The sequence below is a fragment of the Paracoccus sp. KR1-242 genome, from assembly GCF_049446195.1.
GTDB lineage: Bacteria > Pseudomonadota > Alphaproteobacteria > Rhodobacterales > Rhodobacteraceae > Paracoccus > Paracoccus broussonetiae.
Genome location: NZ_JBMSED010000016.1, coordinates 69,230 through 94,698 on the forward strand (window position 1 = coordinate 69,230; position 25,469 = coordinate 94,698).

18 protein-coding genes are annotated in these 25,469 nt (G+C 64.4%); 10 read left to right on the plus strand and 8 right to left on the minus strand.

Translation table 11 applies throughout. The annotated features are described in order from the left end of the window. Positions 1–42: 42 nt before the first annotated feature. From ACO2Q4_RS21280 to ACO2Q4_RS21320, 9 genes are all read left to right on the plus strand, one after another. On the plus strand, positions 43–786 hold the full coding sequence (locus tag ACO2Q4_RS21280) for a copper homeostasis protein CutC (protein ID WP_423321777.1): 744 nt from the start codon (positions 43–45) through the stop codon (positions 784–786). Then, entirely contained in the window at positions 783–1,946 is a 1,164-nt protein-coding gene (locus tag ACO2Q4_RS21285) for a Gfo/Idh/MocA family protein (RefSeq protein ID WP_423321779.1), read from the plus strand. The genes ACO2Q4_RS21280 and ACO2Q4_RS21285 overlap by 4 nt, the downstream gene beginning before the upstream one ends. Further along, positions 1,943–2,821, plus strand: coding sequence for a carbohydrate ABC transporter permease (locus ACO2Q4_RS21290; RefSeq protein WP_423321781.1), 879 nt, complete (start codon positions 1,943–1,945; stop codon positions 2,819–2,821). Before ACO2Q4_RS21285 ends, ACO2Q4_RS21290 begins: the two co-directional genes overlap by 4 nt. Continuing rightward, positions 2,818–3,660, plus strand: a complete 843-nt coding sequence (locus ACO2Q4_RS21295; RefSeq protein WP_311761023.1) for a carbohydrate ABC transporter permease — start codon at positions 2,818–2,820, stop codon at positions 3,658–3,660. Before ACO2Q4_RS21290 ends, ACO2Q4_RS21295 begins: the two co-directional genes overlap by 4 nt. Positions 3,661–3,693: 33 nt before the next feature. Further along, positions 3,694–4,902 (plus strand): extracellular solute-binding protein, encoded by a 1,209-nt coding sequence (locus ACO2Q4_RS21300; RefSeq protein WP_311761022.1) that lies wholly within the window; start codon positions 3,694–3,696, stop codon positions 4,900–4,902. A 52-nt stretch (positions 4,903–4,954) separates the two neighbouring features. Then, a complete protein-coding gene (locus ACO2Q4_RS21305; protein ID WP_423321784.1) occupies positions 4,955–6,076 on the plus strand; it encodes an ABC transporter ATP-binding protein in 1,122 nt (373 codons plus the stop codon). Between the two features lie 12 nt (positions 6,077–6,088). Further along, positions 6,089–6,847 carry a glucosamine-6-phosphate deaminase gene (gene nagB, locus ACO2Q4_RS21310; protein WP_423321786.1) on the plus strand — a complete coding sequence of 253 codons (759 nt, stop codon included), beginning with the start codon at positions 6,089–6,091 and terminating at the stop codon, positions 6,845–6,847. Positions 6,848–6,978: 131 nt separating this feature from the next. Continuing rightward, positions 6,979–15,315, plus strand: a complete 8,337-nt coding sequence (locus tag ACO2Q4_RS21315) for a GH36-type glycosyl hydrolase domain-containing protein (RefSeq protein ID WP_423321788.1) — start codon at positions 6,979–6,981, stop codon at positions 15,313–15,315. Between the two features lie 51 nt (positions 15,316–15,366). Further along, the gene (locus ACO2Q4_RS21320; RefSeq protein ID WP_423321790.1) at positions 15,367–16,275 is read left to right on the plus strand and encodes a nucleoside hydrolase; all 909 of its coding nucleotides are present in this window, start codon (positions 15,367–15,369) and stop codon (positions 16,273–16,275) included. On the opposite strand, the gene ACO2Q4_RS21325 is transcribed toward ACO2Q4_RS21320, so the two are convergent. The 7 genes from ACO2Q4_RS21325 to ACO2Q4_RS21355 form a co-directional block, all read right to left on the minus strand. Next, positions 16,272–17,267 (minus strand): helix-turn-helix domain-containing protein, encoded by a 996-nt coding sequence (locus ACO2Q4_RS21325; protein WP_423321791.1) that lies wholly within the window; start codon positions 17,265–17,267, stop codon positions 16,272–16,274. The genes ACO2Q4_RS21320 and ACO2Q4_RS21325 overlap by 4 nt on opposite strands. Positions 17,268–17,320: 53 nt before the next feature. Then, positions 17,321–18,085, minus strand: coding sequence for an SDR family oxidoreductase (locus ACO2Q4_RS21330; RefSeq protein WP_423321793.1), 765 nt, complete (start codon positions 18,083–18,085; stop codon positions 17,321–17,323). Continuing rightward, a complete protein-coding gene (locus tag ACO2Q4_RS21335) occupies positions 18,085–19,362 on the minus strand; it encodes an L-fuconate dehydratase (RefSeq protein WP_395135443.1) in 1,278 nt (425 codons plus the stop codon). The genes ACO2Q4_RS21330 and ACO2Q4_RS21335 overlap by 1 nt, the downstream gene beginning before the upstream one ends. Before the next feature lie 98 nt (positions 19,363–19,460). Continuing rightward, positions 19,461–20,405 (minus strand): ABC transporter substrate-binding protein, encoded by a 945-nt coding sequence (locus ACO2Q4_RS21340; protein WP_395135442.1) that lies wholly within the window; start codon positions 20,403–20,405, stop codon positions 19,461–19,463. Positions 20,406–20,433: 28 nt separating this feature from the next. After that, positions 20,434–21,411: an ABC transporter permease gene (locus ACO2Q4_RS21345; RefSeq protein WP_423321795.1), complete on the minus strand. Its 978-nt coding sequence runs from the start codon at positions 21,409–21,411 to the stop codon at positions 20,434–20,436. 20 nt (positions 21,412–21,431) lie between these two features. Further along, positions 21,432–22,937, minus strand: a complete 1,506-nt coding sequence (locus tag ACO2Q4_RS21350; protein WP_423321797.1) for a sugar ABC transporter ATP-binding protein — start codon at positions 22,935–22,937, stop codon at positions 21,432–21,434. 95 nt (positions 22,938–23,032) lie between these two features. Beyond that, positions 23,033–23,770, minus strand: coding sequence for an SDR family oxidoreductase (locus tag ACO2Q4_RS21355; protein WP_423321799.1), 738 nt, complete (start codon positions 23,768–23,770; stop codon positions 23,033–23,035). 94 nt (positions 23,771–23,864) lie between these two features. On the opposite strand from ACO2Q4_RS21355, the gene ACO2Q4_RS21360 reads away from it, so the two are divergent. Continuing rightward, a complete protein-coding gene (locus ACO2Q4_RS21360; protein WP_423321801.1) occupies positions 23,865–24,647 on the plus strand; it encodes an IclR family transcriptional regulator in 783 nt (260 codons plus the stop codon). Here ACO2Q4_RS21360 and ACO2Q4_RS21365 read toward each other — a convergent pair. Further along, complete coding sequence (locus tag ACO2Q4_RS21365) at positions 24,644–25,468, minus strand: sugar phosphate isomerase/epimerase family protein (RefSeq protein ID WP_423321803.1); 825 nt, start codon at positions 25,466–25,468, stop codon at positions 24,644–24,646. The genes ACO2Q4_RS21360 and ACO2Q4_RS21365 overlap by 4 nt on opposite strands. Between the last annotated feature and the right edge of the window lies 1 nt (position 25,469).

Here is a 25,469-nt window from a genome sequence, read left to right on the forward strand (position 1 = left end):
TGTTTTGCTGTTGCCTCGGGATCGTGACGCAAGGGAGGCATCATGCAAGAACAATCCGGCGCCCCGCTTCTGGAAGTCTGCGTGGACGATCCCGCGGGACTTGCCGCGGCCATCGCGGGCGGGGCGGACAGGGTCGAGCTTTGCGCCGCGCTGGCCGTCAGCGGCCTGACCCCTGCGCCCGGCCTGATCGCTTTGGCTGCGCGTGCGGAAATCCCAGTCTGCGCGATGATCCGCCCCCGACCCGGCGGCTTCACCTATAGCCCGGATGAAATCGAGGCAGCGCTTCTGGACATCGCGGCCGTTCGCGCCGCCGGGTTGGCAGGGATCGTGACCGGCGTCACGCTGCCCGACGGTCGGCTTGACCTTGACACCATGGCACGCCTACGCGACGCGGCCGGGGATATGGAGCTGGTGATCCACCGCGCCTTCGACATGGCCCCGGATCTTGACGAGGCGCTGGAGCAGGCAATCGCGCTTGGCGCCTGCCGCATCCTGACTGCGGGCGGGACGCGATCGGCCCCGGAAGGTATCGAGGGGCTGGCCCGGCTGAGCCGTCTGGCCGGGGACCGGATCACGATCATGGCGGGCGGTGGCGTCCTGCCCGAGAACGCGGCCATGCTGCTGCAGGCGGGCGTGCATGACCTGCACAGTTCCTGCACCTCGGTCGTTGCCGATCAGGCACTGGCCACGCGCATCAATATCGCCGCCAGCCGACCGCAAACCCTGCCCGAGAATGTCCGCGCCCTGCGAGTCGCCATGGAAAAGGCGCTGGAGGGGGCCGCATGACGAACGGGATGAAGACCGGCATCATCGGCCTTGGCCATCGGATCGCGGCCATTCTTCCCTTTCTGCGCGACAATTGCCCCGATCTCGACCTTGTTGCCGTTGCCGATCCCGGCCCAGGGCATGATGCGCGGCTGGTAGAGGCTGACCCCGCCCATCGCTATGCCGACCCGGCCGACATGCTCGCGCGGCACAGGTTCGACCTGCTGCTGATCGGCTCTCCGAACCACCTGCACATGCAACACCTGCGCCTGGCTCTGGCCAGCGACACCCCCCATATCTTTGCCGAGAAGCCCGTCGTCATCTCGCTGGACGAGACGCTTGAACTTGCGCGACTGCTGCGCGCCCATGACGGGGTTGGGCGGATCGCAGTTGGTATGGTGTTGCGGTATTCGGCCCTTTATCGCGCGCTGCGCGCCGCCGCCGCCCAGATCGGCGAGGTCATGTCGATCGAGGCCTCAGAGCATATCGCGCCCTATCACGGCAGCTTCTTCATGCGAGACTGGCGGCGCGACAGCGCGCTGTCGGGCGGCTTCATGCTGGAAAAATGCTGCCATGACCTCGACCTTTATCAGGGGGCCGCGGGGGCAAGGGCCGCGCGCGTCGCAAGCTTTGGCGGGCGCAAAAAATACCTGCCTGCACAGCGTCCCGCCGGAAGGCCGGATTACCTTAAGGTCATGTCGCCCCGCTGGGGCGGTACGGCCGATGCCTATTCGGGTCAGGGCGACCTGATCGACTATCAGACGGCCCTGGTCGAATATCAGAACGGCGCGAGCCTGGCGTTTCACACCAACCTGAACACGCCCGATGAATTCCGGCGCTTTGCCGTCATCGGCACGCAGGGCATGGCCGAGGGCGACTTCATCCGCAACTATTTCAAGCTGACGCGGGCCGAGGACGGGGCGGTCCTGATCGACGACCGCGACATCGGCACCGCGGGCGACATGAAGCACCATTATGGCGCAGACGCCGCAATGGCCCGCGACCTTGCAGCCCATTGGCGGGGCGAGCTGCCATCGCTTCCATTAACCGTCACGGACGCGTTGGAGGCGGGCGCGACCGCCCTTGCGATGGACAGCGCCCGGACCGAGGGCCGGGTCTTCGACCTTGTCCCCTTCTGGTCCCGGTTTGACGAGGCCCTGACCGGCAGGGCGGCAGCATGAAACGCACGGATCCTTTTCCCTACCTGCTTCTGGTCCCGGCGCTGCTGCTGGTCGGGGTCATCGCGGCCTGGCCGCTGGTCGAGACCTTCCGGCTGTCCTTTACCGACGCCTCGATGAAGCAGACGCAGGAATATGTCGGGTTTGCCAACTACGCCAAGTTCTTCCAGCGCGATTTCTGGCCGATTCTGGGGCGGACTTTGGTCTGGACGGCATTGTCCGTCAGCCTGAAACTGGTCATGGGCCTGATCGGCGCGGTGCTGCTGAACGCGGCAGTGCCGGGCCGCGCGCTGTTTCGCATCCTTATCATGCCGCCCTGGGTGGTGCCGGTCGCGGTCGGCTGCTTCATGTGGGCATGGCTCTACAACGGCCAGTTCGGCATGATCTCGGGGCTTGGCCAGCGTATCGGTTTGTTTTCCGGCCCGTTCGAATTCCTGGCCTACAAGCAGGCGGCGTTCATCTCGACCGTGGTGACGGATGTCTGGATCGGGACGCCACTGGTCTCGTTGTATCTTCTGGCGGCGATGCAGACGATCCCGAAGGATCTTTACGAAGCCGCCTGGACGGATGGCGCGGGGCGGCCCTATCGCTTCCGCCGGATCACCCTGCCGCTGCTGATGCCCTCGATCACGACCATGGCGCTGCTTTCGACGATCTGGACGTTCAACAGCTTCGAGATCATCTGGATCCTGACCGAGGGGGGGCCGCGCGGCTCGACCACGACCATGATCATCGACACCTACCGCACGGCCATCGCCCGCTTCCGCTATGGCGAGGGCGCGGCCCGGGCCGTGATGATCCTGATCTGTCTGATGGTCCTGTCGGCGATCTATCTGACGTTGCTGAACCGGCTGACCCGAAAAGGACGCGCAAGATGATCAACCGCTATCGCTGGTGGGAACTCGTCCTGATCTATGCCGGCATGGCCCTGTTCCTGACCTTCATGCTGGCCCCTTTTGTCGAGGCGTTCATGGTCTCGCTGCGGCCGCTGAACGAGGTGTTCCGCATCCCCTATCGCTTTATGGCCGAAGGGATGAACCTGTCGAACTATCACCAGATCTGGATCTCTCAGCCGATGCTGGGCCGGTGGATCGCGAACAGCTTCGGCATCGCGGTGGCGGTGACGCTGCTGTCCATGCTGTGCTCGATCCCGGCGGCCTATGCCTTTGCCCGCTTCAAGTTCAGGCTGCGCGACGGGCTGTTGTCGCTGTTCCTGGCAGTGTCGATGGTGGGGGCGGCGGTGCTGATCATCCCGCTTTACAAGCTGATGCTGGCGCTGGGACTGCTGAACACCTATGCCGCGATGATCGTGCCCGGCGCTGCCTTTACGGTCCCGACCGGGATTTTCCTGATGCGCAGCTATTTCATGCGCATCCCGGCCGAGCTTGAAGAAGCGGCCTATGTCGATGGTGCAAGCAGGCTTTACACGATGCGCCGGGTGATCCTGCCCATCGCAGCACCCGGCATGGTGGTCGTCGCGATCACGACCTTCATCACCGCCTATGCGCAACAGTTCCTGTTCGCGCTGACCTTCAATTCAAAGAACCACCTGAATCCGCTGCCCGTCGGGCTTTACCAGTTCTTCGGCCATCAGGAGGTTCGCTGGAACGAACTGATGGCCGCCAGCATCGTCGGCGTGCTGCCGGTGCTGGTGCTCTACGTCTTCCTGCAACGATACATCGTCGCCGGGCTGACCGCCGGCGCGGTGAAGGAATGACGGCTACGGTCGCAAATAACAGGGAGTAAGAAATTGAATATCCGTTCCATCATCCTCGCGTCGACCGCAGTCTTCGCGCTGTCGAGCGCCGCGCAGGCCGCGACCGAACTGTATCTGATCAACTGCGGCGCAGATAACGAGCCGCAGGCCCCCGTCCAGCAGACCCATATCGACGAATGGGTCAAGGCAAACCCCGACTATACCGTCCGGGTCGAGTTCCTGCCGTGGGAACAGTGCCAGGAAAAGACCCTGACCCTTGCTGCCGCAGGGACGCCACCCGCCGCGGCCTATATGGGATCGCGCGTGCTCAAGCAGCTGTCCGCCGCTGGCCAGATCGTCCCGATCACGCTGACCGAAGATGAGATGAAGACCTATGAACCCTCGGTCATCTCGACGGCGCAGATCGACGGGCAGACCTGGGGCCTGCCGCGCGCCTTCTCGACCAAGGCGCTTTACTGGAACAAGGACCTTTTCAAGGAAGCCGGGCTGGACATGCCCGACGGTCCCCAGACCTTTGACGACATGCTGACCGCCGCGAAAGCGATCAAGGAAAAGACCAAGGCCGCCGGGTTCGGCATGCCCGCCGCCGATATGGACAACACCTTCCACGAATTCCTGAACTTCCTGTATTCGAACGGCGGTCAGGTCGTCGATGCCGAGGGCAAGGTCGTGTTTGACAGCCCGAACAACGTCGAAACGCTGAAATTCTATCAGGAACTGGCGAAATACTCGCAGGAAGGTCCGGTCGCCTATGACCGCGGCAAGATCGAGCCGCTGTTCAAGGAAGGCCAGGTCGCCATGTATACCTCGGCCGCGTTCGGCATTCCCAAGGCCGAGGGCGTGAACTTCGGCGTCACCATGATCCCGGCGGGCCCGCAGGGCAAGCATTCGACGCTGCTCATCACCGACAGTCTTGTCGTGTTCAAGGGCACCGGACTGGAAGAGCCGGCACAGAACCTGATCAAGTTCCTGACCGCGCCCGAACGCCAGGCGGCCTTCGACGAGGCCGGCGGCTGGACCCCGATCCGCGCCGGAGCCAGCGCCGATGCGTTGATCGCCAAGGAGGCGAAGTGGAAGCCCTTCCTTGACGCCATCCCGACCGGCGGGCCTGAACCCCTGCTGCAGGATTACATCGCCATGCAGGACGTTGCGATCGAAGGTATCCAGGCCGTCATCACCGGCGAAGTCACGCCGGAAGAAGGCGCCAAGCAGATCAATGACGGCCTAGCCGCGCTGAACTGATCCCTGCTGGGGGCGGCACGCCCGCCCCCACCTTTCTGCCAAGGAGCAGCCGATGGGCGATCTGAAACTGACAGCCGTGGCCAAGGATTTCGGCACGGTCCGCGTCATCCACCCGACCGACCTGCATATCCGAGACGGCGAGTTCACGGTTTTCGTGGGCCCCTCGGGCTGCGGCAAGTCCACCATGCTGCGCATGATCGCGGGGCTGGAGGATATCACCTCGGGAACGCTTGAAATCGACGGGCGCGTGGTCAACGACCTGCCCCCCTCGCGCCGGGGGATCGCGATGGTGTTCCAAAGCTACGCGCTTTACCCCCACATGGACGTCTTCGAGAATATCGCCTTTCCCCTGCGGGTCGAGCGCCGCCCCGAAGCCGAAGTCCGCCAGAAGGTCCAGGCCGCCGCCGAGGTTCTGAAGCTGACCGAGCGGTTGAAGCACAAGCCGGGCGAATTGTCGGGCGGTCAGCGCCAGCGCGTCGCCATTGGCCGCGCCATCGTGCGCGAACCTTCGGTCTTCCTGTTCGACGAGCCGCTGTCGAACCTTGACGCCGCGCTGCGTGGCGACATGCGGGTCGAACTGTCCCGCCTTCACATGCGGCTGGCAAACACCATGATCTATGTGACCCATGACCAGGTCGAGGCGATGACCATGGCCGACCGCATCGTCGTGCTGAACGCCGGGCGGGTCGAGCAGTCGGGCACCCCGCTGGAACTGTTCCATCGTCCCGCCAACCGCTTCGTCGCGGGGTTCATCGGCAACCCGAACATGAATTTTCTGCCCGCGACCGCGACCGGCACCGATGCACAGGGCATCGCCCTGCGCGTCGAGAATGGCGGTGACGTCACCGTGCCGGTGGATGGTCATGCCGCCGCGGATGAAAAGATGACCCTGGGTATCCGCCCCGAGGATCTGCGCCCCGATCCGCAAGGCCTGCCCTGCCGCGTGGACGTGGTCGAGCGGCTGGGCAGCAGCACCGTGATCCACGCGATCGCGCCGGGCGACCGGCCGATCTGCGCGCTGGCCGACGGCACCGCGGTGGTTACGCCGGGCGAGACGATCCGGCTGGGCTTCGATCCCGCCAATGCCCATCTTTTCGACCGCGACGGCCAGGCGCTGCACCGCAGGCAGGTGCCCGTCGACCTTGCCCGCATGCCGACCGCGCGAACCGCCTGAGTCTTGCCGAAGATGCGCGCATTGAAACTGAACGTCCACAAGACGACCGAACAGGCGATCACCGCTGCGGCCCGGCTGATCGCGGATCTGGTGGCGATCCGGCCGAACGCGGTGCTGGGCCTTGCCACCGGTGGCACGATGGAGCCGCTTTACACCCGGCTTGTCGAATTCCACCGCGCGGGCCTGAGCTTCCGGCGCGTGCGCACCGTCAACCTTGACGAGTATGTCGGCCTGACCCCGGATCACCCGAACTCTTATCACAGGTATATGCAGCGGCATTTCTTCGATCACGTCGATATTCCCGAGGACGCAATCCACATTCCCCGCGGCGACGTGGAGCCCGACCGTGCCGCAGCAGAGTATTCCGCGCTGCTGGATCGGGTCGGACCGGTCGACCTGCAACTTCTGGGGATCGGGGCGAATGGGCATATCGGCTTCAACGAACCCGGCACCCCGCTCGACGCCCCGACCCGCGTGGTCGACCTGCTGCCAGATACGATCAGCGCGAATGCCCGCTTCTTCACGGCCGAGGAACAGGTGCCATCGCAGGCCGTGACGATGGGGACCGCGGCAATCCTTGCCGCCCGCAGCGTTCTTGCGCTGGCGACCGGCCCCGCCAAGGCGGAATCCTTGGCCGCGGCTCTGGACGGGGCAATCAGCCCCGACTGCCCCGCATCCTATCTGCGGCTGCATCCATCCTGCACGATCATCGCCGACCGGACGGCAGGCGCGCGGCTTGGAACGCTGAAGGCACTCGGCACCGCGGCCTGACCCGACTGCCCCACCGGACTGCCGATTTGTCGCGCATGTGAACGGGAAAGCCGCGCGCGGCGCGGCAAGGGTGGGAACCCGCGCGGCATATCCGTTCTTGTCTGCTCAAGGGGGACGTGGCGGAGGGGCAGATGCAGGCTGATGGCGGCGAATTCGGCCCCCGAGATCCGGGCGCGCCGGACATGGCACGACCCTCGGGGTTTCCTGCGGCTGGCCGTGCGGTCATGGAACTGGGCCGTGCCCTGACGCCTGGACTGGACAGCAAGGCTGCCCAGATCGACATTGGCGAGGCAGAGCGTCAGCAAAGGTCGCTGTATCACCTTGCCCTCAGGGACGATGCCGAGGGTGAGCATATCACCACCGCCACGCGCTGGCTGCTCGACAACTACCACACCATTGCCGAGACTTATCGCCACCTGCACCGCGATCTCAGCCCCGATTTCCTGCGTTCGCTGCCACGCGGGACCGACCAGTCGGGCGGCCCGATCCCGCGCGTCTTCGCACTGGCCTGGGACTATGTCGCGATGACCGATGCAGACCTGCGCGAACGCAGCTTTTCCGAATTCATCGCGGGCGCCCAGCAGGTCGAATGGCTGACCATCGGAGAGCTTTGGTGCCTGCCCGCGATGCTGCGCTATGTCCTGCTGCTGCGGATGCTGCGCCTCAGCATCGAGGCAGCCCAGGCCCGGCAAGGACGGCGCGAGGCGAATGCGGCGATCGATCGGCTGATGGCCAAGGACGATCCGCGGCCCGAGGATTTCGACCTTGTCGTGCCCGATCATGCACTGATCAACCCCACTTATGTGGCACAGGTCATCTATCGCATCCATGCGCGGCTGGACCGCGGCCATGCCATCGCGTCGGACCTGTCGCGCCGGCTGGAAGCGCGGGGCAAGACCGCCGAACAGACTCTTTCCGACGAACAGTCGCGCCAGACGGCCAACAACGTCACCGCCGGACATGTGATCCGGGCGCTGAAGCGACTGGACGAAATCGACTGGCGCGACTGGTTCGAGAATACCAGCCGGATCGAGGCGATCCTGCGCGACGACCCCGATCACCTGCGGCTTGCCCCCCCGACCCGTAACCTGATCCGCAATCGGATCGAGGCGATAGCGCGTCATTCCGACCTGACTGAGGCCGAGGTTGCGGAACGCGCCTTGCGCGCAGCCGAACACCGCGCGCTGCCAGTCTCGGCCATCATGCTGGGGGACGAGGCGAGGGCGTTCGAGCATGGCTGCGGCTATCGCCCGCCCTTGCGCGAAAGGGTGGCCCACGCGCTGCGGCGTCGCGGGGTTCGGGCGATGGCGCTGGTACTGATGATCCCCATCGCCATCGCGGTCATGATCAGCGCCGCCTATATCCCGTCGCGTACGAATGCCCTGCTTGCGGTTGCGCTGATCCTGCTGTCGCTCCCGGCTTTCGCCGAGGCCTCCCTTGCCCTGATCCGCTTCCTTGCAAGCCGGCTGTTCCCGCCCGCACAGCTGCCGGCCTATGGTTTCGACGAAGGCATTCCGCCGGACCATGCAACGCTTGTGGTCATCCCCTGCCTGCTGCACGGGTTGGATGCAATCGACGATGTGTTGAACAATCTCGAGGTGCATTATCTGGCCAATACCGACCCTGCGATCAGCTTTGCGCTGCTGACTGACTTCGCCGATGCCGCCGAGGAGGTGACTGATCGCGACGCCGAGCTTCTGGCTTATGCCCGGCAGGGGATCAACGCGCTTGCGGATCGCTATGCCCATACCGGCAAACGCTTCTTCCTGCTGCACCGGCGGCGGCAGTGGAACGAGGTCGAAGGCGTCTGGATGGGATGGGAACGCAAGCGCGGCAAGCTGGTCGAGCTGAACGCGCTGCTGCGGGGCTCCAAGGATACCAGTTTCGTCGACAGCGGACCGCGCCCGCCCGACAATATCCGCTATGTCGTGACGCTGGACGCCGATACGACGATGCCGCGCGACACGGTGCGGCAGCTGGTCGGGATGATCGCACATCCCGTGAACCGTCCGCATTACGACCCGGTCTTGGGGCGGATCACGCGCGGGCATGGGGTGATCCAGCCGCGTGTCGCGGCGCTGCTGGCGCATGGACCGCAGACCTCGCCGTTTCAGCGCATCCTGTCGCAGGATGGCGGGCTGGATCCCTATGTCTTCACCGTTTCGGATTTGTACCAGGACGTGTTCGACCAGGGCACCTATACCGGCAAAGGCATCTATGATGTCGATGCCTTCACCGCGGCGGCACAGGACCGGGTCCTCCAGAACACGGTGCTGAGCCATGACCTGATCGAGGGCGCATGGCTGCGCGCGGCGCTGGCCACGGATGTCACCCTGGTTGAGGAATACCCGCGCCGCTTCGCGGTCGACCTGTCGCGCCAGCATCGCTGGGTGCGTGGCGACTGGCAGCTTCTGCCCTATCTGCTGAACCCGCATAACGGTTTGGACGCCTTGGCGCGTTTTCGCATGATCGACAACCTGCGTCGCAGCCTGCTGCCGGTCAGCCTGATGATGGCCGGCACGCTGGCATTGATCGGTCTGCCCCATGACGAGGTGATGATCTGGCTGGCGATCCTTGGCGTCTCGATGTGCCTGGCCCAACTGCTGGGCTGGCTGATGGGTGTTGTCCCGCGACAGGCCGGGGTCGCGCCGCTGCGCCACCTGACGGTGATCGGCAACGAATTCCTCGACCAGTTGATCGCCTTCATGCTGCGTCTGGCGCTGCTGCCGCAAGTGGCCTGGAGCATGATGGATGCGATCATGCGCACATTTTACCGGCTTTACGTCTCGCGCCGGCATTTGCTGGAATGGACCACCAGCCAGTCTGTTGCCGCGCGGTCGCACGAGACACTGGCCGACTATGTCCGGCTGATGCGGGGGGGCGTCGGGCTGGCCCTGGGTTTTGCGGCGCTGATCGTGCTGTTCCGCCCCGACAACCGTCCGCAGGCGCTGGCATTTACCGCGCTGTGGCTGGCAGCGCCCCTGATCGCCTGGATCAGCGCCCGCCCGATCCGCGACGAAGAGACCCGCCCCCTTGCGCCGGACGAGATCCTGGAATGGCGCGCCGAAGCGCGGCTGATCTGGCGCTTCTTCGAAAGTTTCGTGACCGAGGCGACGAACCACCTGCCGCCCGACAACTTCCAGATCGATCCCCACCCGAAACTGGCCGAGCGCACCTCGCCCACGAATATCGGGCTTTATCTTCTGTCGACGGTCACTGCGCGTGAATTCAACTGGATCACCCTGAACGAGACGCTGGAGCGGGTGGACGCCACGCTGGGCACGATCGAACGGATGGAGCGCGAGCGCGGTCATCTTTACAACTGGTACGCGACGGACACCCTGCAACCGCTGGGGGTGCGCTATATCTCGGCCGTGGACAGCGGAAACCTTGCGGGCCACCTGATCACGCTGTCCGCGACGCTGAAGGAATGGGCCCGAAATCCCACGCTCTACCTGCTTCCCGACCTGTCCGGCGCGGTCGATATCCTGACCATCATGCGGCGAATCCATGACGCGGTCCCGCGCGAAAGGCGCAGCCTGAACACCCTGCGCGACCGCATTGGAGAACGCATCCACGGCCTGTGGCGCGCGATGGGAAATGCAGGAGAGCCGGACGTGGCCGCCCTTCACGTCCGTACCTATGCCCGTGCCGCCGCGGATCTTCAAGTGCTGGTGCAGGGCCTTCTGGCCGAGGTTCCGACTGCCCCGGTGCGAGAGCTTGACTGGTGGGCCGCGCGCCTTGTCACCACCTGCGACGAGATGGAGGCCCTGGGCAGGATCGAACCGGCGCTGGTGCAGGTCTCGGCATTGCGTATGTCTGCATTGGCTGAACGCGCGCGGGCCTTTGCCTTCGAAATGGAGTTCAGCTTTCTCTATGACAACGAACGCCACCTGCTGGCGATCGGCTTCAACGCGGCGGACGGAACGCTAGACCATTCCTATTACGACCTGCTGGCATCCGAGGCGCGGCTTGCCTCGCTTTTCGGGATCGCCAAGGGGGATCTGCCGACCGAGCATTGGAACCGGCTTGGCCGGCCGATGACCACGATGACCTATGGCAGCACGCTGGTCAGCTGGTCGGGATCGATGTTCGAATACATGATGGCGCCCCTGGTCATGGACGAGCCGCCCGGCTCGATCCTGCATTCGTCCTGCGAGGTCGCGGTCGAGGCGCAGATCCGGGACGGGATGCGCGCCTCGCGGCCCTGGGGTGTGTCCGAAAGCGCCTATAACGCGCGCGACGGGATGATGAACTATCAGTATTATGCCTTCGGGGTCGCGGAACTGGCCTTGCGGCGCTGGCTGCGCGATGACCAGGTCGTCGCTCCCTATGCCAGTTTCATTGCGGCGGACCTGCGCCCGCGCAGTGCGCTGAAGAACCTGCGACGCCTGGCGAAACTTGGCGCAAGGGGAGAGTTCGGCTTTTACGACGCGGTGGATTTCACTCCCTCGCGCGTGCCAGCCGGGCGCAAATGCGTAACGGTGATGAACATCATGGCCCATCATCAGGGGATGAGCCTGCTGGCGGTGGCGAACTGCCTGATGCGCGGCATCCATCGCAAGCGTTTCCACGCCGACCCGGTGATCGAAAGCGTCTCGACGCTGCTGCAGCAGCGCAGCCCGCGCGAGATTTCCTCGCTGCTGCGGATCACGCCGCCACGCCGCCTGCTGGGTCTGGGAAGGGACAGCGGACAATCCGAAATCGTCGATGTCAGGGACGCGCTGTCCGCACCGCACACCGTGGCCCTGATGTCGAATGGCCGGCAATCCCTGCTTCTGGATGCCAGCGGCGGCGGGCGTTCGCGGCTGGGTCCGGTCGCCGTCACCCGCTGGCGCCCCGATCCCGCGGCAGATGTCTGGGGCGAATTCCTGTTCCTTCGCGACATCACAAGCCGCCGCTGGTGGTCGGTCACGGCAGCGCCCGGCTTTGACCCCCAGATCTCGTATTCGGCGCTGCTATTCGACTACAAGGCCTGCTTCTCGGCCCAGGGCGAGGGGATCATCTGCGAAACCGAGGTGATCCTGTCGGATGATCTGGACGCCCGCGGCACACGCGTGAAACTGCGCAATGTCTGGGAGGAAACGCGCCAGATCGACCTTGTCAGCTATGGCGAGATCGTACTGGACGACAATGCCGCCGACCGCGCCCATACCGCATTTTCACGCATGTTCGTCGCCACCAAGGCCGAGGTGGATCAGGCCCGCATCTTCGCGCGGCGCAACAAGCGCAATCCGCAGGATCCCGACCTTCATCTGATGCACATGTCCGCGGGGGCCGGAGTTCCTTCGGCAGCAATCACGGATCGGCGCGAATTCATCGGTCGCGGTCGGAATCTGCGCACACCGCTGGGGTTGGAACATCCCGGTCGCCTGACACCTCCGCCGCAGGAAGAAAGCTATACCCTTGACCCGGTTTTCTCGCTGTCTCGCCGGCTGACCCTGGCGCCGGGGAAAGAGGCGGTGGTGACATTCTGGACGGTCACGGCAACCAGCCGCGATCAGCTTTATGAAGCCCACCGCCTGCTGTCGGACGAATCCGCCTTCGACAACGAATACCAGATGGCCTGGACGCGCAGCCAGGTGCAGTTGCACCATGCCGACATCACCCCGGACGAAGCAGCGCTGTTCCGGCGCTATGCTGCGCTGCTGGTCTATCCCAACCAGGTGTTGAACCCGCACCAGATCCGGCACGCGATGGGGCGGCAATCGGCGCTGTGGCCGATGTCCGTCTCGGGTGACAACCCGATCATGGTGCTGCGCATCAACGACCCGGACCTGATGCCGGTCGCGCATCAGGCAATCAGGATGCAGGAATACCTGCGGATGCGCGGGCTGGAATGCGACCTGGTTATCCTGAACGAACAGAGGGCCAGCTATGCCGCAAGCATGAACGAGGCGCTGAACAACCTGTGCCACAGCCTGCACCTGCTGCATTCGCGCCCCTCGGTCTTCGCGGTCGATGCGAATGCTCTGGAACCGCTGACACAGGACACCCTGCTGGCCGTCGCCCGCGTTGTCGTCCACGCCCAGAACGGCAGCCTGTCCGAGCAGATTCAGCGGATCGAGGCGGCGGAATTGCAGCGCGGTATCGTCCGGCCCGCAAGCCGTCCCCTGCAACGCGCCCCGCTCCGCACCGATTTCCCGGCCGAGGACCTGCGTTTCTGGAACGGCATCGGCGGCTTTGACGCCAGCGGCAATTATGTCACCCGCCTGCGCCATGCCCAGACAACCCCCAATCCCTGGATCAACGTCATCGCGCGCGAGGATTTCGGCTTTCACATCTCGGCGGAGGGTGCTGGCTTCTCGTGGTCGGCCAACTCGCGGGATCATCAGCTGACGCCGTGGTCGAATGATCCGGTCAGCAATCCCAGTGGCGAAGGGATGTTGATCCGGGAGGTCGGGACCGGCGCGATCCATACGCCCTATGCGGCGCTGTCCAGCCAAAGAACCGCCCTTTACCAATGCCGGCACGGGGCCGGATTCTCGGAATTCACCTCCTGGTCGGGCGAGTTGGAGATCACCGCAACCCACAGTCTTTTGCCCGACGCCCCGCTGCGCGTGATCGACGTGGCTCTGACCAACCGGTCCGACCGTCCCCTGACGCTGGATGTCGCGCAGTTTCTTGAGCCGGTCATGGGCGGTTCCCGTGCCAAGGCCGCGCCCTATCTTCAACCGCGCTACCTGCCGAACCAGCGCGCCATCGAGTGCAGGAACCCCTATTCCATCGATTACACCGGACAGCGGATGTTCCTGTCGGTGGATCGCGAGGTGACGGGCATGTGCCTGTCGCGCCTGATCTGGCAGGGGCGCAATCGCGACTTGTCCATGCCTGCATGGTTCGACTCGGCCCTGAGCCACCGCTTCGTGCATCGCCACGACGGAGATCCCGTCATGTTGCTGGAAACGCGGATCGAGCTGGAACCCGGCGCGACAGAAGAGATCACCTTCCGCCTTTCGGCGGGGCCCGACGCTGTGGCCGAAGCGCTGATGTCGCGGACCGACACCGCCGCGCAGGCGAAATCTGCGCAGCAGACGGAATGGGACGGCATCTTCGGGAACCTTCAGGTCCAGACGCCCGACCCTGCGTTTGATCTGATGGTGAACCGCTGGCTGCCCTATCAGGCAATCGCCTGCCGCATCCGGGCGCGCTCGGCCTTTTTCCAGGCCTCGGGTGCGTTCGGATTCCGCGACCAGTTGCAGGATACATCGGCGATGCTGGTCTATGACCCCGGCCTTGCGCGAACGCAACTGATCCATGCCGCTTCACGCCAGTTCCCGGAGGGTGACGTCCAGCATTGGTGGCTGCCTGCGACAGGCGCCGGGGTGCGCACGATGATCGCCGATGACGTGGTCTGGCTGGGCCATTCGCTGGCGCGCTATCTGGAAGTCACCGGCGACCGCACGATCCTGGACGAAAACCTGCCCTTCCTGACTGGCCGCCCGCTGGAGCCGGGTGAACACGACGCGTTCTACACCCCCGAGGTCAGCGCGAGATCCGCATCCCTTTACGAACACGCCGCGCGGGCGCTGGATCTTGCCGTGACCCGCACGGGCGCGCAGGGTTTGCCCTTGTTTCTGGGTGGGGACTGGAACGATGGCATGAACCGCGTGGGGGCCGCGGGGCGGGGCCAATCCGTCTGGCTGGGTTGGTTCCTTGCACGCACGCTGGAAATGATGGCGCCCATTGCCGCTGAACGCGGCGAACCCGCCCGCGCGAGCGCTTGGCAGGCACATCGCGACGCGCTTTCTAAAGCGTTGGAGGACAGCGCCTGGGATGGGGGCTGGTATCTGCGCGGAATCTATGACGACGGCACGCCCCTTGGTTCGCATCTGTCCGACGAATGCCAGATCGACTCGATCGCGCAAAGCTGGTCGGTGATCTCGGGCGCGGGGGCCAAGCGTCGTCGGGGTCCGGCGCTGGACGCGGCGCTGTCGCACCTGCTGGACGAAGATGGAATGCTGCTGCGCCTTTTCACTCCGCCTTTCGCCCAGACGGCGCAGGATCCGGGCTATATCAAGGGCTATCCCCCTGGTGTGCGCGAGAATGGCGGACAATACACCCATGCCGCGATCTGGATGGTTCAGGCGCTGTGCATGGCCGGGCGGGGCGATGATGCCTGGCGCGTGTTCCGGATGCTGAACCCGATCACCCATGCCAGCGACCCGGACACCATGCATCGGTATCGGGGTGAACCCTATGTCGTCGCGGCCGATGTCTATGGAGCAGATGAAAAGCGCGGGCGCGCGGGATGGACCTGGTATACCGGCTCGGCCGGTTGGCTGCACCGGGTTGCGGTCGAGCATATTCTGGGCCTGCAGATCCGCGAAGGGAACCGGCTGGAGGTCGTGCCCACCCTGCCCTCGGATTGGCCCGGATATACCGCGACGATCAGGGTGGGCGGCACCCTGCAGCAGGTGCAGGTCACGCGCGAAGGTGACGGCTCTCTGCGGACGCGGATCAGTTGAAGCCACAGGCCCGGCGGGCTACATGAGGCGCTTCTGTCAACGGATACGCCCATGAAACTTCTGATCGACACCGATCCCGGCATCGACGATGCCATGGCCATCATCTTTGCCGCGCGCCACCCGCGCATCGAGCTGGTAGGCCTGACCACGGTCTTCGGGAACGTGCCGGTCGAGATTGCGACCCGGAACGCGTTGGCGCTGGTCGAGCATTGCGGCCTTGATATACCCGTGGCGCAGGGCGCCGCGCATCCGCTGGTGCTGCCGCCCTTCGCCCCGCCCGCCCATATCCACGGAGCCCAGGGTTTCGGGCACCTGCCTGCGGCGCAGCCCAGCCGCCGAGCGGTGGACGAGACGGCAGCGGAACTGATGACCCGTCTGGCCCGCGAAAACCCCGGCCAGATCACCCTTTGCCCAATCGGCCCCATTACCAACGTGGCCGAGGCCCTGCGTCTGGATCCAGATTTCGCACGCAATATCGGGCGGATCGTCCTGATGGGCGGCGCGCTGGATGCGCCGGGAAATATCACCCCCCATGCCGAGGCGAATACCTATCACGACCCCCATGCGCTGGAGGAAGTCTTGGGTTCGGGTGCCGAGATCCAACTGATCGGCCTGGATGTCACCATGCGCGCCCAGCTTGGCGCGGCCGACTTTCATGCGCTGGCTGAAGCCGCACCCCATGACGGTGGCTTCCTGAACGGAATGGCGGGACTTTATCTGGATTTCTATCGCTCGGTCGGACAACCGGGTTGCGCGCTGCATGACCCGATGGCGGTCATCGCCTGCCTGCATCCCGAGCTGTTCACCATGGAGGAGACCGCGATGGGTGTCGTGCTGGAAGGGGAAGAAATCGGGCGGATCAGGCGGATTGAACGCCAGCACAGGTCCGCAGCCGCGCTTGACTGCGACTCCGGCGCGATCAAGAGTCTGTTCATGGACGTCATCCGCGAAGCGGCTTAGCCGCCGACGCTCCACAGCCGGAACCGCCTTGCGCCGGTGATCTCGCGCAGAAGGCCCATGGCCTGCATCCGGGCAAGCAATCGCTCGGCGGTGTCGCGGCTGATCCCGGTCGCGGTTTCGACCATCGCCGTCGACATCAGCGGATGGGCGGCCAGAACCGCGATCACGCGCGCCGGGTTGTCGCCCTTGATCCCGGCGGTTTCGCGGCGGGCGCGGTCGGCCCAGTCCGAGACACGCTTCAATTCGCGCCGCGCCTCGATCGCGCCTTGCAGCACGGCTTCAAGCTGTCGCGCCATCCGATCGGCAGGGGGGCCGGTGTCGATCCAGACCCGGCGACCGCTGCGACCCAGGGGAACAAATTTCAACGCCTCGCATCCTTCCGCCATGTCGCGTGCTGTCCAGCAGGCGGGTTCGGCAAGGCATTCCGGTGCCGAGAGGTCGGCGATACGCCAGGCGACCCGCAGGGCCGGCGCACGGGCAATCGGCTCGATCCCGGCAAGTGCGGCATGGCCGGCCAGGAATTCCTCGGCCCCATCGTCGAAAGCGGCGCCAACGGGACGCGCGGCAAGGGCATCGGTCAGGCTCGGCCCTTCGCTGCGGTAAAGTCCAAGAAAGTTGCGCAGGTTCGACGCAGAGCCCTGCCCCTCAAGCCGACGCAAACCCCAGCGCGCCAGCCGCATGGCCGACAGGTCCGTCCCGGCCCTGGCATCCATCAGCTCTCGCCCGATTTCCTCACGTCGAAGGGGCGTGCCCTGCGCCCATAGCATCGCTTCGACCTCGATCAACGCCAGTCGGCGGGTCGCACCCACCTGTGCATCCGGGTCAAGCGCGGCAACCGTCGCATCCAGCCGCCCGACAGCCGCAGCGGCCAGGGACAGCAGGCCCGACTGCGCCCGCTGCGCCGCGAGCCAGTCATCCGGGCGCATCAACGGTGGTGCTGGTCCTTCGTCAGGATCGAACGACAGGGTGGGCGTCGGAATCGGATCGGTCATGTGGGGGAGCCTAGACTTTTTCCCATCCGCGAACAGCCCCCAGATATGGCCCGCTATTGCGCGATGGCGCGGTCCAGATGCACATAACCGCCATCGGGATGCAGCCATTGTCCGGTCATGTGACTGGCCCGATCCGACAGCAGAAAGGCACAGCAATCCGCGATTTCCCGTGCCGTGGTCATGCGCTGGCCCAGCGGAATGTTCCGCGTGATCGCGCCCAGTCGGGCATCTGGATCGGGCATGGTATCCAGCCAGCGGCGGTAAAGCGGCGTCATCACCTCGGCCACGACAATGGCGTTGACTCGCACCGCGTGGGGCAGGAACTCGACCGCCCATTCGCGGGTCAGTCCCAATTGCGCCGCCTTGGCCGCGACATAGGCAGAGGTCCCCCCCTGCCCCGTCAGCGCCGTTTTCGAGGTGATGTTGACGATCGCCCCCTGCGAGGATTTCAGATCCTCCTGCAACAGGTGCACCATCTGGTAATAGTGGATCAGGTTCTGGTCCAGGCTGGCTCGGAACGCATCCGGTCCCTTGTCCAGACCTACACCGTCATTTGCCCCCGCGTTGTTGACCAGTCCGTACACCGGGCCGTGGCTGCGGCGCAGCTCGTCCACTGCTGCGCGGCAGGCGGCATCGTCGGATAGCTCGACCTTCAGGAAATCCGCGCCTGTCTTCTGCAACCACTCGGCCTCCGGGGCACTCCGGGACAGAATGACGACCCGCGCCCCTTCTTCGCGCAAAACCTCGGTAATCCCGGCGCCGATCCCCGAGCCGCCGCCGGTTACGACGACCAGCCTGTCTTTCAGATGCAGGTCCATCATTTCCCCCGGAAGCGATAGGTTTCAAGGCTTTCCGGCTTCATCTCGATCGAGAAGCCCGGCATCGAGGGCGGCATATAGGCCGCGTCCCGGATCGTGCAGGGATCAAGGAAATGCTCGTGCAGGTGGTCGACATATTCGATGACCCGACCTTCACGCGTGCCGGCGATGCAGAGATAGTCGATCATCGACATGTGCTGGACATACTCGCACAGGCCGACGCCCCCCGCATGGGGACAGACCTTCAGCCCGTATTTCGCGGCCATCAGCATCACGGCCAGAACTTCGTTCAGACCGCCCATGCGGCATGAATCGATCTGCACCACGTCGATCGCACCGCGCATGATGAATTGCTTGAACATGATCCTGTTCTGGCACATCTCGCCGGTCGCAACCTGCACCGGGGCGACGCCCTCGCGGATCTTGCGGTGTCCCTCGACATCATCGGGACTGGTCGGCTCTTCGATGAACCACGGCTTGGCGAAGGCAAGCTTGCCGACCCAGTCGATGGCCTGATCGACCTCCCACACCTGGTTGGCGTCGATCATCAGGTTGACGTCGGGGCCGATCTCGTCCCGGGCGATGGTCAGACGCCGGATGTCATCCTCCAGATCGCGACCGACCTTCATCTTGATGTGCCGGAAACCCGCATCGACCGCCTCGCGGCACAGGCGGCGCAGCTTCTCGTCATCATAGCCGAGCCAGCCCGCGCTGGTCGTGTAGCAGGGATAGCCCTCGGCTTTCAGGGTGGCGATGCGCGCCGTCTTGCCCTCGGCCTGCTTGGTCAGGAAATCGAGCGCCCATTCCGGGGTGATGCAATCGGTCAGGTAGCGGAAATCGATACAGCGGACCAGTTCGGCGGGCGACATCTCGGCCACGAGCTGCCAGACCGGCTTGCCCTCGGATTTGGCCCATAGATCCCAGACGGCGTTCACGACCGCACCCGTGGCAAGATGGATCGCGCCCTTGTCCGGACCGATCCATCTTAACTGGCTGTCCGAGGTGATGTGCCGCCAGAAGCGGCCCATATCCTGCGCGATCCAGCCCAAGTCCAGGCCCGTCACGATGGGCCGCAGCGCCTCGATCGCGGCGACGCAGATCTCGTTCCCGCGCCCGATGGTGAAGGTCAGCCCGTGACCTTCATGCGGGCTGTCGGTTTCCAGGATGACATAGGCGGCCGAGTAATCCGGATCCGGGTTCATCGCGTCCGAGCCATCCAGATGCTGGCTGGTCGGGAAACGCACATCGACGGTGCGCAGGCCGGTGATCGTGGTCATGCCTTAACCTCTTGCCGGCTGGGGCGGCCGTCGCATCTGGGCGTCATCTTGTCCTCATTCTATGGGCCGGGGGCGGTCCGCCCCCGGCGAGTTGCCGATCAGTCGTACAGGACCGCCGCGATTTCCGGCGCGTCGATGTTCGACTTGTCATACCAGTAGAAGCCGGTATCGATGTTCTTCTCGACTTTCTCACCCTTCGATACAGCGACGGCGGCTTTCACTGTCTCATAGCCGATGCCGACCGGGTTCTGGGTGATCGCGCCCGCCATCGAGCCGTCGCGGATCGCGTCCTTCTGCGCCTTGCCAGAATCGAAGCCGATCACCACGACCTTGGCCTTCATCTCGCGCACGCCGTTCAGCACGCCGATGGCCGAGCCCTCGTTGGTGCCGAAGATCCCCTTGATGTCGGGATTGGCAGCCAGGATCGCCTTGGTGATCTCGGTCGATTTCAGGTGGTCGCCATCGCCATATTCGATGGTCACGATCTCAATGTTCGGGAATTTCGCCTTGATCTCGTCGACAAAGCCGTCGCGACGGTGGATCCCGGTCAGCGAGGTCTGGCTGTGACCCACGACCGCGATCTTGCCTTCGCCGCCGATCAGTTCGCCCATCTTGTCTGCAGCCATGGCCGCCGCGGCAATGTTGTTCGTCGAGGCGGTCGCAACCGGAATGTCGCTGTCGACACCGGAGTCGAAGGCGATGACCGGGATATTGCTTGCCTGGGCCTTTTTCAGCAGGGGAATTGCTGCCTGGCTGTCCAGCGCGGCGAAGCCGACGGCGGTCGGCTGCTTGGCGAGCGCGGCGGCCAGCATGTCGATCTGTTTGTCGACCTGGGTCTCGTTATCCGGCCCCTCGAAGCTGACATCGACCCCCAGTTCCGCGCCTGCCTTGTCGGCTCCGATCTTCACGGCCTGCCAGAACTGGTGCTGGAAACCCTTGGAGATCAGCGCGATGTAGGGCTTATCCTGGGCCATCGCGCCGCCCGCCCCGGCCATCAGTGCCAGCGCGGTTGCCGCGCCGATCAGTCTGCGTCTTGTGAACATGTTTTCCTCCCTGATGTTCACGGTGAAATCAGTTGGCTGAGCGCCGGCGAAGCTGGTCCGCATAGACGGCGACAATGATGATGATACCGGTGACGACAGTCTGCCATTCGGGTGCGACCGAAAGGACCCGCAGGCCGTTGGTCAGCACCGACATGATGAGCGCCCCGACCAGAGTACCGGTGATCGTGCCGCGCCCACCCGACAGGGACGTGCCCCCGATGACCACGGCCGCGATGGCTTCAAGCTCGTATCCGAGACCCAGGGCCGGTTGGGCAGAGTTCAGTCTGCTGGAGATCAGGATGCCGCCGATCCCGCAGATCGCGCCGGCCAGGGCATAGATCGCCATTTTCCAGCGGTCGGTATTGACGCCAGACAGGCGCACCGCCTCTTCGTTCGAGCCGAGGGCAAAAGTATAGCGTCCCAGCACGGTCCGGCCCAGCACCCATGCGATGATGCCCGCGACAAGGAACAGGATCAGCACCCCGTTCGGCAGCGGAAATTGAGGGATGATCTTCCCGACAAGTGATCCCTGCGAGATCTCGGTATAGCCCTCGGTATCGTTGAAATAGATGGGCTTCGTACCGGTCACGATCAGCGACAGGCCCTTCAGCACCAGCATCATGCCAAGGGTGGCGATGAAAGGCGGTATCTTGGCCTTGGCGACCAGAGTCCCCGAGATCAGGCCACATATCGCGCCAGTCGCCATCCCTGCCGCGACGCCAAGCAGCAGCGGCGCCCCCAGCCATGTCAGCACCACGCCCGTCATCACCGCGCAAAAGGTCATCAGCGTGCCGATCGACAGGTCGATACCACCGGTGATGATGATCATCGTCACCCCGACCGCCAGCACCCCGTTGACCGAGGTGGCTTGCAGGATCGACATGATGTTATCGACCTGAAAGAAGCGGGGACTGGCCAGCGAGAAGCCAACCACCAGCACGATAAGGCTGGCGAAGGCCAGCAGCTTTTGTTGGGCCGCGCCGCGGCGGGCCTGCTTCTCGCCCATCTTCGCTGTCTCCTCGACCATCATTCTGCGGCAAGCCCCTCTCGTTTGGTGGCCAGAGCCATGATTTCTTCTTGCGAGGCACCGCCGGGCAGGATGCCGGTCAGCCGTCCCTCGCACATGACGGCGATCCGGTGGGACAAACGCAGCACCTCGGGCAATTCGCTGGAGATCACGATGATCGCCTTGCCCGCTGCCGCCAGCTCGTTCAGGAGGCGATAGATCTCTGCCTTTGCTCCCACGTCGATGCCGCGTGTCGGTTCGTCGAATATCAGGATGTCGCAGTCCCGCAGCAGCCATTTCGCAATGACGACCTTCTGCTGGTTGCCACCGGACAGCAGACGCACCTCCTGCCGGTCGCCGGGTGTGCGGATGCTGAGCGCGCGGATGTAATCGCCCGCGACCTTTCCCAAGCCCGCCTCATCGATGCGGCCCAGCCGATCGGTATAACGTGGCAGGCTGGCCATCGCGATATTGGCGCGCACATCCATGCCAAGGGCCAACCCGTAATGCTTGCGGTCCTCGGACAGATAGCCGATGCCGGCGCGGACGGCATCCGCGGGTGTGCCGATCTGCACGGGTTTTCCGTGGACCAGAATCTCGCCCTGCGTCGCGGGTTCGGCGCCGAAGATCGCGCGGGCAAGCTCGGTCCGTCCGGCGCCCATCAGGCCGGCGAAGCCCAGGATCTCGCCCCGTTTCACCGAAAATCCGATATCCCGAAGTTCGCGTCCGCGCGACAGGTGGCGCACCTCAAGCGCGGTTTCCGCCCGCGACAGATCGGGAATCGTCGCGGTTTCGTCCGTCAATTCGCGCCCGACCATCATCGAGATGATCTTCGAGATGGGCGTATCCGCCGCCTCGACGGTCCCGACATAGGCACCGTCCCGCATCACCGTCACTCGGTCCGAGATGCGTTTGATCTCATCCATCTTGTGGCTGATATAGATGATGCCGACGCCTTCGGAGCGAAGCTTGCGGATGATCGCGAAAAGCTCGGCGATCTCGGCATCGTTCAGGGCCGCGGTCGGCTCGTCCATGATCAATACGCGAGAGCGATAGCTGAGCGCCTTGGCGATTTCGACCATCTGCTGGCGCGCGATGGTCAGACCGCCCACCGGGGCGCGCGGGTCCATGCGGATATGCATCGCCTCGAAGATCGAGGCGGCGTCGCGGTTCAGCTTTGCTTCGTCCAACCGGCCAAAGGACAGCCGGGGCTCACGCCCGATGAAGATGTTCTGCGCCACTGTCAGGTCCCGCATCAGGGCGAGTTCCTGGTGGATGATGCCGATGCCCTGATCCTGCGCGGCTTTGGGGGTCGGCAGCGTGACTTCGGCCCCGTCGATCAGGATGCGGCCTTCGTCCGCATGATAAACCCCGGACAGGATCTTCATCAGGGTGGACTTGCCGGCACCATTTTCACCCATCAGCGCATGCACTTCGCCCGCGCGCAGGTCGAAGCTGACCGACTTCAGCGCGTGGACGCCGGGAAATCGCTTGTCGATCCCCTCCATCCGCACAAGATCCGTCATGGCGTCCCCCCAGGACTGCGGTCGGTTCGCCGATGCCCGCAATCGCCGTCAAGTTTCTGCATCGCCGTCCCTCCCCTGACCACGAAACGCTTGGATCAGATCATTACGCCCCCATCGACCAGCATCGCCTGACCCGAGACAAAGCGGCTTTCGTCCGACAGCAGATACACGACCATCGGCACGATATCGTCGACGGTCGCAAGCCGTCCCATCGGTTGACGGGCGATGAAGTCCTTTTCCGCCTGCACCGGGTCCGCAGCGGCCGCGATGCGACCGCGCAGGCTGGGCGTGTCGACCGTGCCCGGACACAATGCGTTGCAGCGGATTCCCTGCTTGACGTAATCGGCAGCGATGCCTTTGGTCAGCCCGATCACCGCGGCCTTGGATGCGCCGTAGGTGGTGCGATTGGTAAAACCTTTGATCGAAGACGCCATCGACGCCATGTTCACGATCGACGCCGTTCCGGTGACCGCCGCGCGGTCCAGCATCCCCGGCAGGACGGCCCGACAAAGGCGCATCATGGCGGTGACATTCAGGCTGAAGGCAAAGTCCCAGTCCTTGTCGTCGATATCCAGAAGCGCGCCGTTATGGACGACGCCCGCGCAGTTGAAGAGCCCGTCAAGCGGTCCCACCCTGGCCGCGATCGTCTTGATGGCTTCTGCATCGGTGACGTCCAGTACCTCGGTCGCGATGACGTCAAGGCCGATCAGCAGGTCCGCGTTGATGTCGGTGGCGATGACTTTTGCACCTTCGGCGGCAAGGGCCAATGCGCTGGCGCGTCCGATCCCCTGGCCAGCTGCCGTCACCAGGATCACCTTGTCCTTCAGCCGCATCAGACCCTCCCCAGTCGTCCGCCATGTTCTTATATGAATATGCTATCCACATATGAACATATGTGGCAACTGTTTTTTCGGAGGAGGAAAAGCCATGTCCGACGAGAATCAGGAAGCTCCCGCAGACCGTTATCGCGCCCCCGCGCTGGACAAGGGACTCGACATTCTGGAGGTTCTGGCCGACCAGGCGCGCGGACTGACCAGGGCCGAGATCGTGAAGGCAATGGGCCTTAGCCCATCGCAGATCTATCGGATGCTGGAGCGGCTGGTCGCCCGCGGATATGTCACGCGGATCGAAGGTGGGGATCGCTATGCTCTGACGATGCGGCTGTATCTGCTGGCAACCCGGCATCCGCCGCTGCGCCGGCTGGTTGCGCAGGCCCAGCCCCTGATGGATGATTTCGCGCGTGACCTGCGGCAGTCCTGCCATCTGGTCGTGCCCGAACAGGGGACCGGCATCGTTGTCGCCCAGGCCAGCCCCACTGGACATTGGGAATTCCGCGCCCGCATCGGCGGTCAGGTCGGCCTGTTCACGACAGGATCCGGCCTTGCGCTGCTTGCGTTCCAGAAGCCCGAACGCATCCTGCAGACCCTTGGCCTGTGGGGGGTATCCTCGGCCGAACGCCAGTTGCGGGCTGTCGCCGCGCATCTTGCGACGGTTCGCGAACAAGGCGCGCGGGTCGAACCTTCGGGGCAGCTGGTCGGCGTCACCGACCTGAGCGTTCCGGTCTTTGGCCCCGGCAACGAAGCAATCGCGGTCCTGACCTGCGCCTATATCGAGCACCCGGAGGTGCAGCGCGACGAAAGCCGGGAACACGCCCTTGCCGCGCTGAAAAGGCTTTCCGCCGAACTGTCGGGGCCGGATGCCGCGATCTAGCGCGCAAGTCCCAGGCGGTTCAGCCATTCGACCGACGGCAGGATCCCCGACTTGTCGCGCAGCTCAAGGATGAGGCGCGGGTTCGACGAGAACTCGCCCAAGGCCCGGAACACGGCGGCCCAACGGATGGTGCCTTCGCCGATCGCCCAGTGCCGGTCGGCATAGCCATCCGCATCCTGCAGGTGGACATGCTGCAAACGGTCTCCTGCCCGCCGGACATAGAAATCGACCGGCGGCGCCCCGTTCGTGCCATGCGCGTAATGAGCGTGACCGGTGTCGATCGAGACGGCCACGGCGGCCGAGTTGAAGCTGTCCGCAAGGATGCGGCGAATGTCCGGGTCCTTGTCCTCGATATTCTCGATCACCAGCGTTGTCCCGATATCTTCGGCGCGACGCACGACCTCGGACATGGTCGTGTGGCAGTTCTCGACCACGAAGTCATAGGCCGAACGGTGCGAGAAATTGTCCAGGTTATTGAAATCCCACGCAGTATAGGGCGAGTGGATCACCATCTGGGTCGCGCCCAGATATTCGCAGACCTCAAGCCCTTGCAGGAATTTCCGCGCGATCACCACCCGCAGGTCGGGATCCGGGCTTGCAATGTTCAGGCCCCAGAACGGGCCGTGGATGCCCAACCGGCCCTTGTAGCCCGACAGTAGTGCCTTGGCGCGGTCGGCAACCTGTTTCCAGTCGCCATTGAGCAGCTCCGCATCGAAGAAATCCTGCAGCTCAAGGTCGCGATCCTGCGACAGGATGAAGTCCTGAAAATGCTCCAGTTCCGAGGTCGGAAGGGCGGCGCCAAGCAGGGGAAGGTCGGTCATG

Bases quoted from the DNA above. Each gene is read 5' to 3' on its own strand.
- ACO2Q4_RS21365 (WP_423321803.1), bottom strand. From the start codon at position 25,468: ATGACCGACCTTCCCCTGCTTGGCGCCGCCCTTCCGACCTCGGAACTG.
- ACO2Q4_RS21330 (WP_423321793.1), bottom strand. From the start codon at position 18,085: ATGGACCTGCATCTGAAAGACAGGCTGGTCGTCGTAACCGGCGGCGGC.
- ACO2Q4_RS21350 (WP_423321797.1), bottom strand. From the start codon at position 22,937: ATGACGGATCTTGTGCGGATGGAGGGGATCGACAAGCGATTTCCCGGC.
- ACO2Q4_RS21305 (WP_423321784.1), top strand. From the start codon at position 4,955: ATGGGCGATCTGAAACTGACAGCCGTGGCCAAGGATTTCGGCACGGTC.
- nagB (WP_423321786.1), top strand. From the start codon at position 6,089: ATGCGCGCATTGAAACTGAACGTCCACAAGACGACCGAACAGGCGATC.
- ACO2Q4_RS21320 (WP_423321790.1), top strand. From the start codon at position 15,367: ATGAAACTTCTGATCGACACCGATCCCGGCATCGACGATGCCATGGCC.
- ACO2Q4_RS21335 (WP_395135443.1), bottom strand. From the start codon at position 19,362: ATGACCACGATCACCGGCCTGCGCACCGTCGATGTGCGTTTCCCGACC.
- ACO2Q4_RS21340 (WP_395135442.1), bottom strand. From the start codon at position 20,405: ATGTTCACAAGACGCAGACTGATCGGCGCGGCAACCGCGCTGGCACTG.
- ACO2Q4_RS21285 (WP_423321779.1), top strand. From the start codon at position 783: ATGACGAACGGGATGAAGACCGGCATCATCGGCCTTGGCCATCGGATC.
- ACO2Q4_RS21280 (WP_423321777.1), top strand. From the start codon at position 43: ATGCAAGAACAATCCGGCGCCCCGCTTCTGGAAGTCTGCGTGGACGAT.
- ACO2Q4_RS21315 (WP_423321788.1), top strand. From the start codon at position 6,979: ATGCAGGCTGATGGCGGCGAATTCGGCCCCCGAGATCCGGGCGCGCCG.
- ACO2Q4_RS21290 (WP_423321781.1), top strand. From the start codon at position 1,943: ATGAAACGCACGGATCCTTTTCCCTACCTGCTTCTGGTCCCGGCGCTG.
- ACO2Q4_RS21295 (WP_311761023.1), top strand. From the start codon at position 2,818: ATGATCAACCGCTATCGCTGGTGGGAACTCGTCCTGATCTATGCCGGC.
- ACO2Q4_RS21345 (WP_423321795.1), bottom strand. From the start codon at position 21,411: ATGGGCGAGAAGCAGGCCCGCCGCGGCGCGGCCCAACAAAAGCTGCTG.
- ACO2Q4_RS21355 (WP_423321799.1), bottom strand. From the start codon at position 23,770: ATGCGGCTGAAGGACAAGGTGATCCTGGTGACGGCAGCTGGCCAGGGG.
- ACO2Q4_RS21325 (WP_423321791.1), bottom strand. From the start codon at position 17,267: ATGACCGATCCGATTCCGACGCCCACCCTGTCGTTCGATCCTGACGAA.
- ACO2Q4_RS21360 (WP_423321801.1), top strand. From the start codon at position 23,865: ATGTCCGACGAGAATCAGGAAGCTCCCGCAGACCGTTATCGCGCCCCC.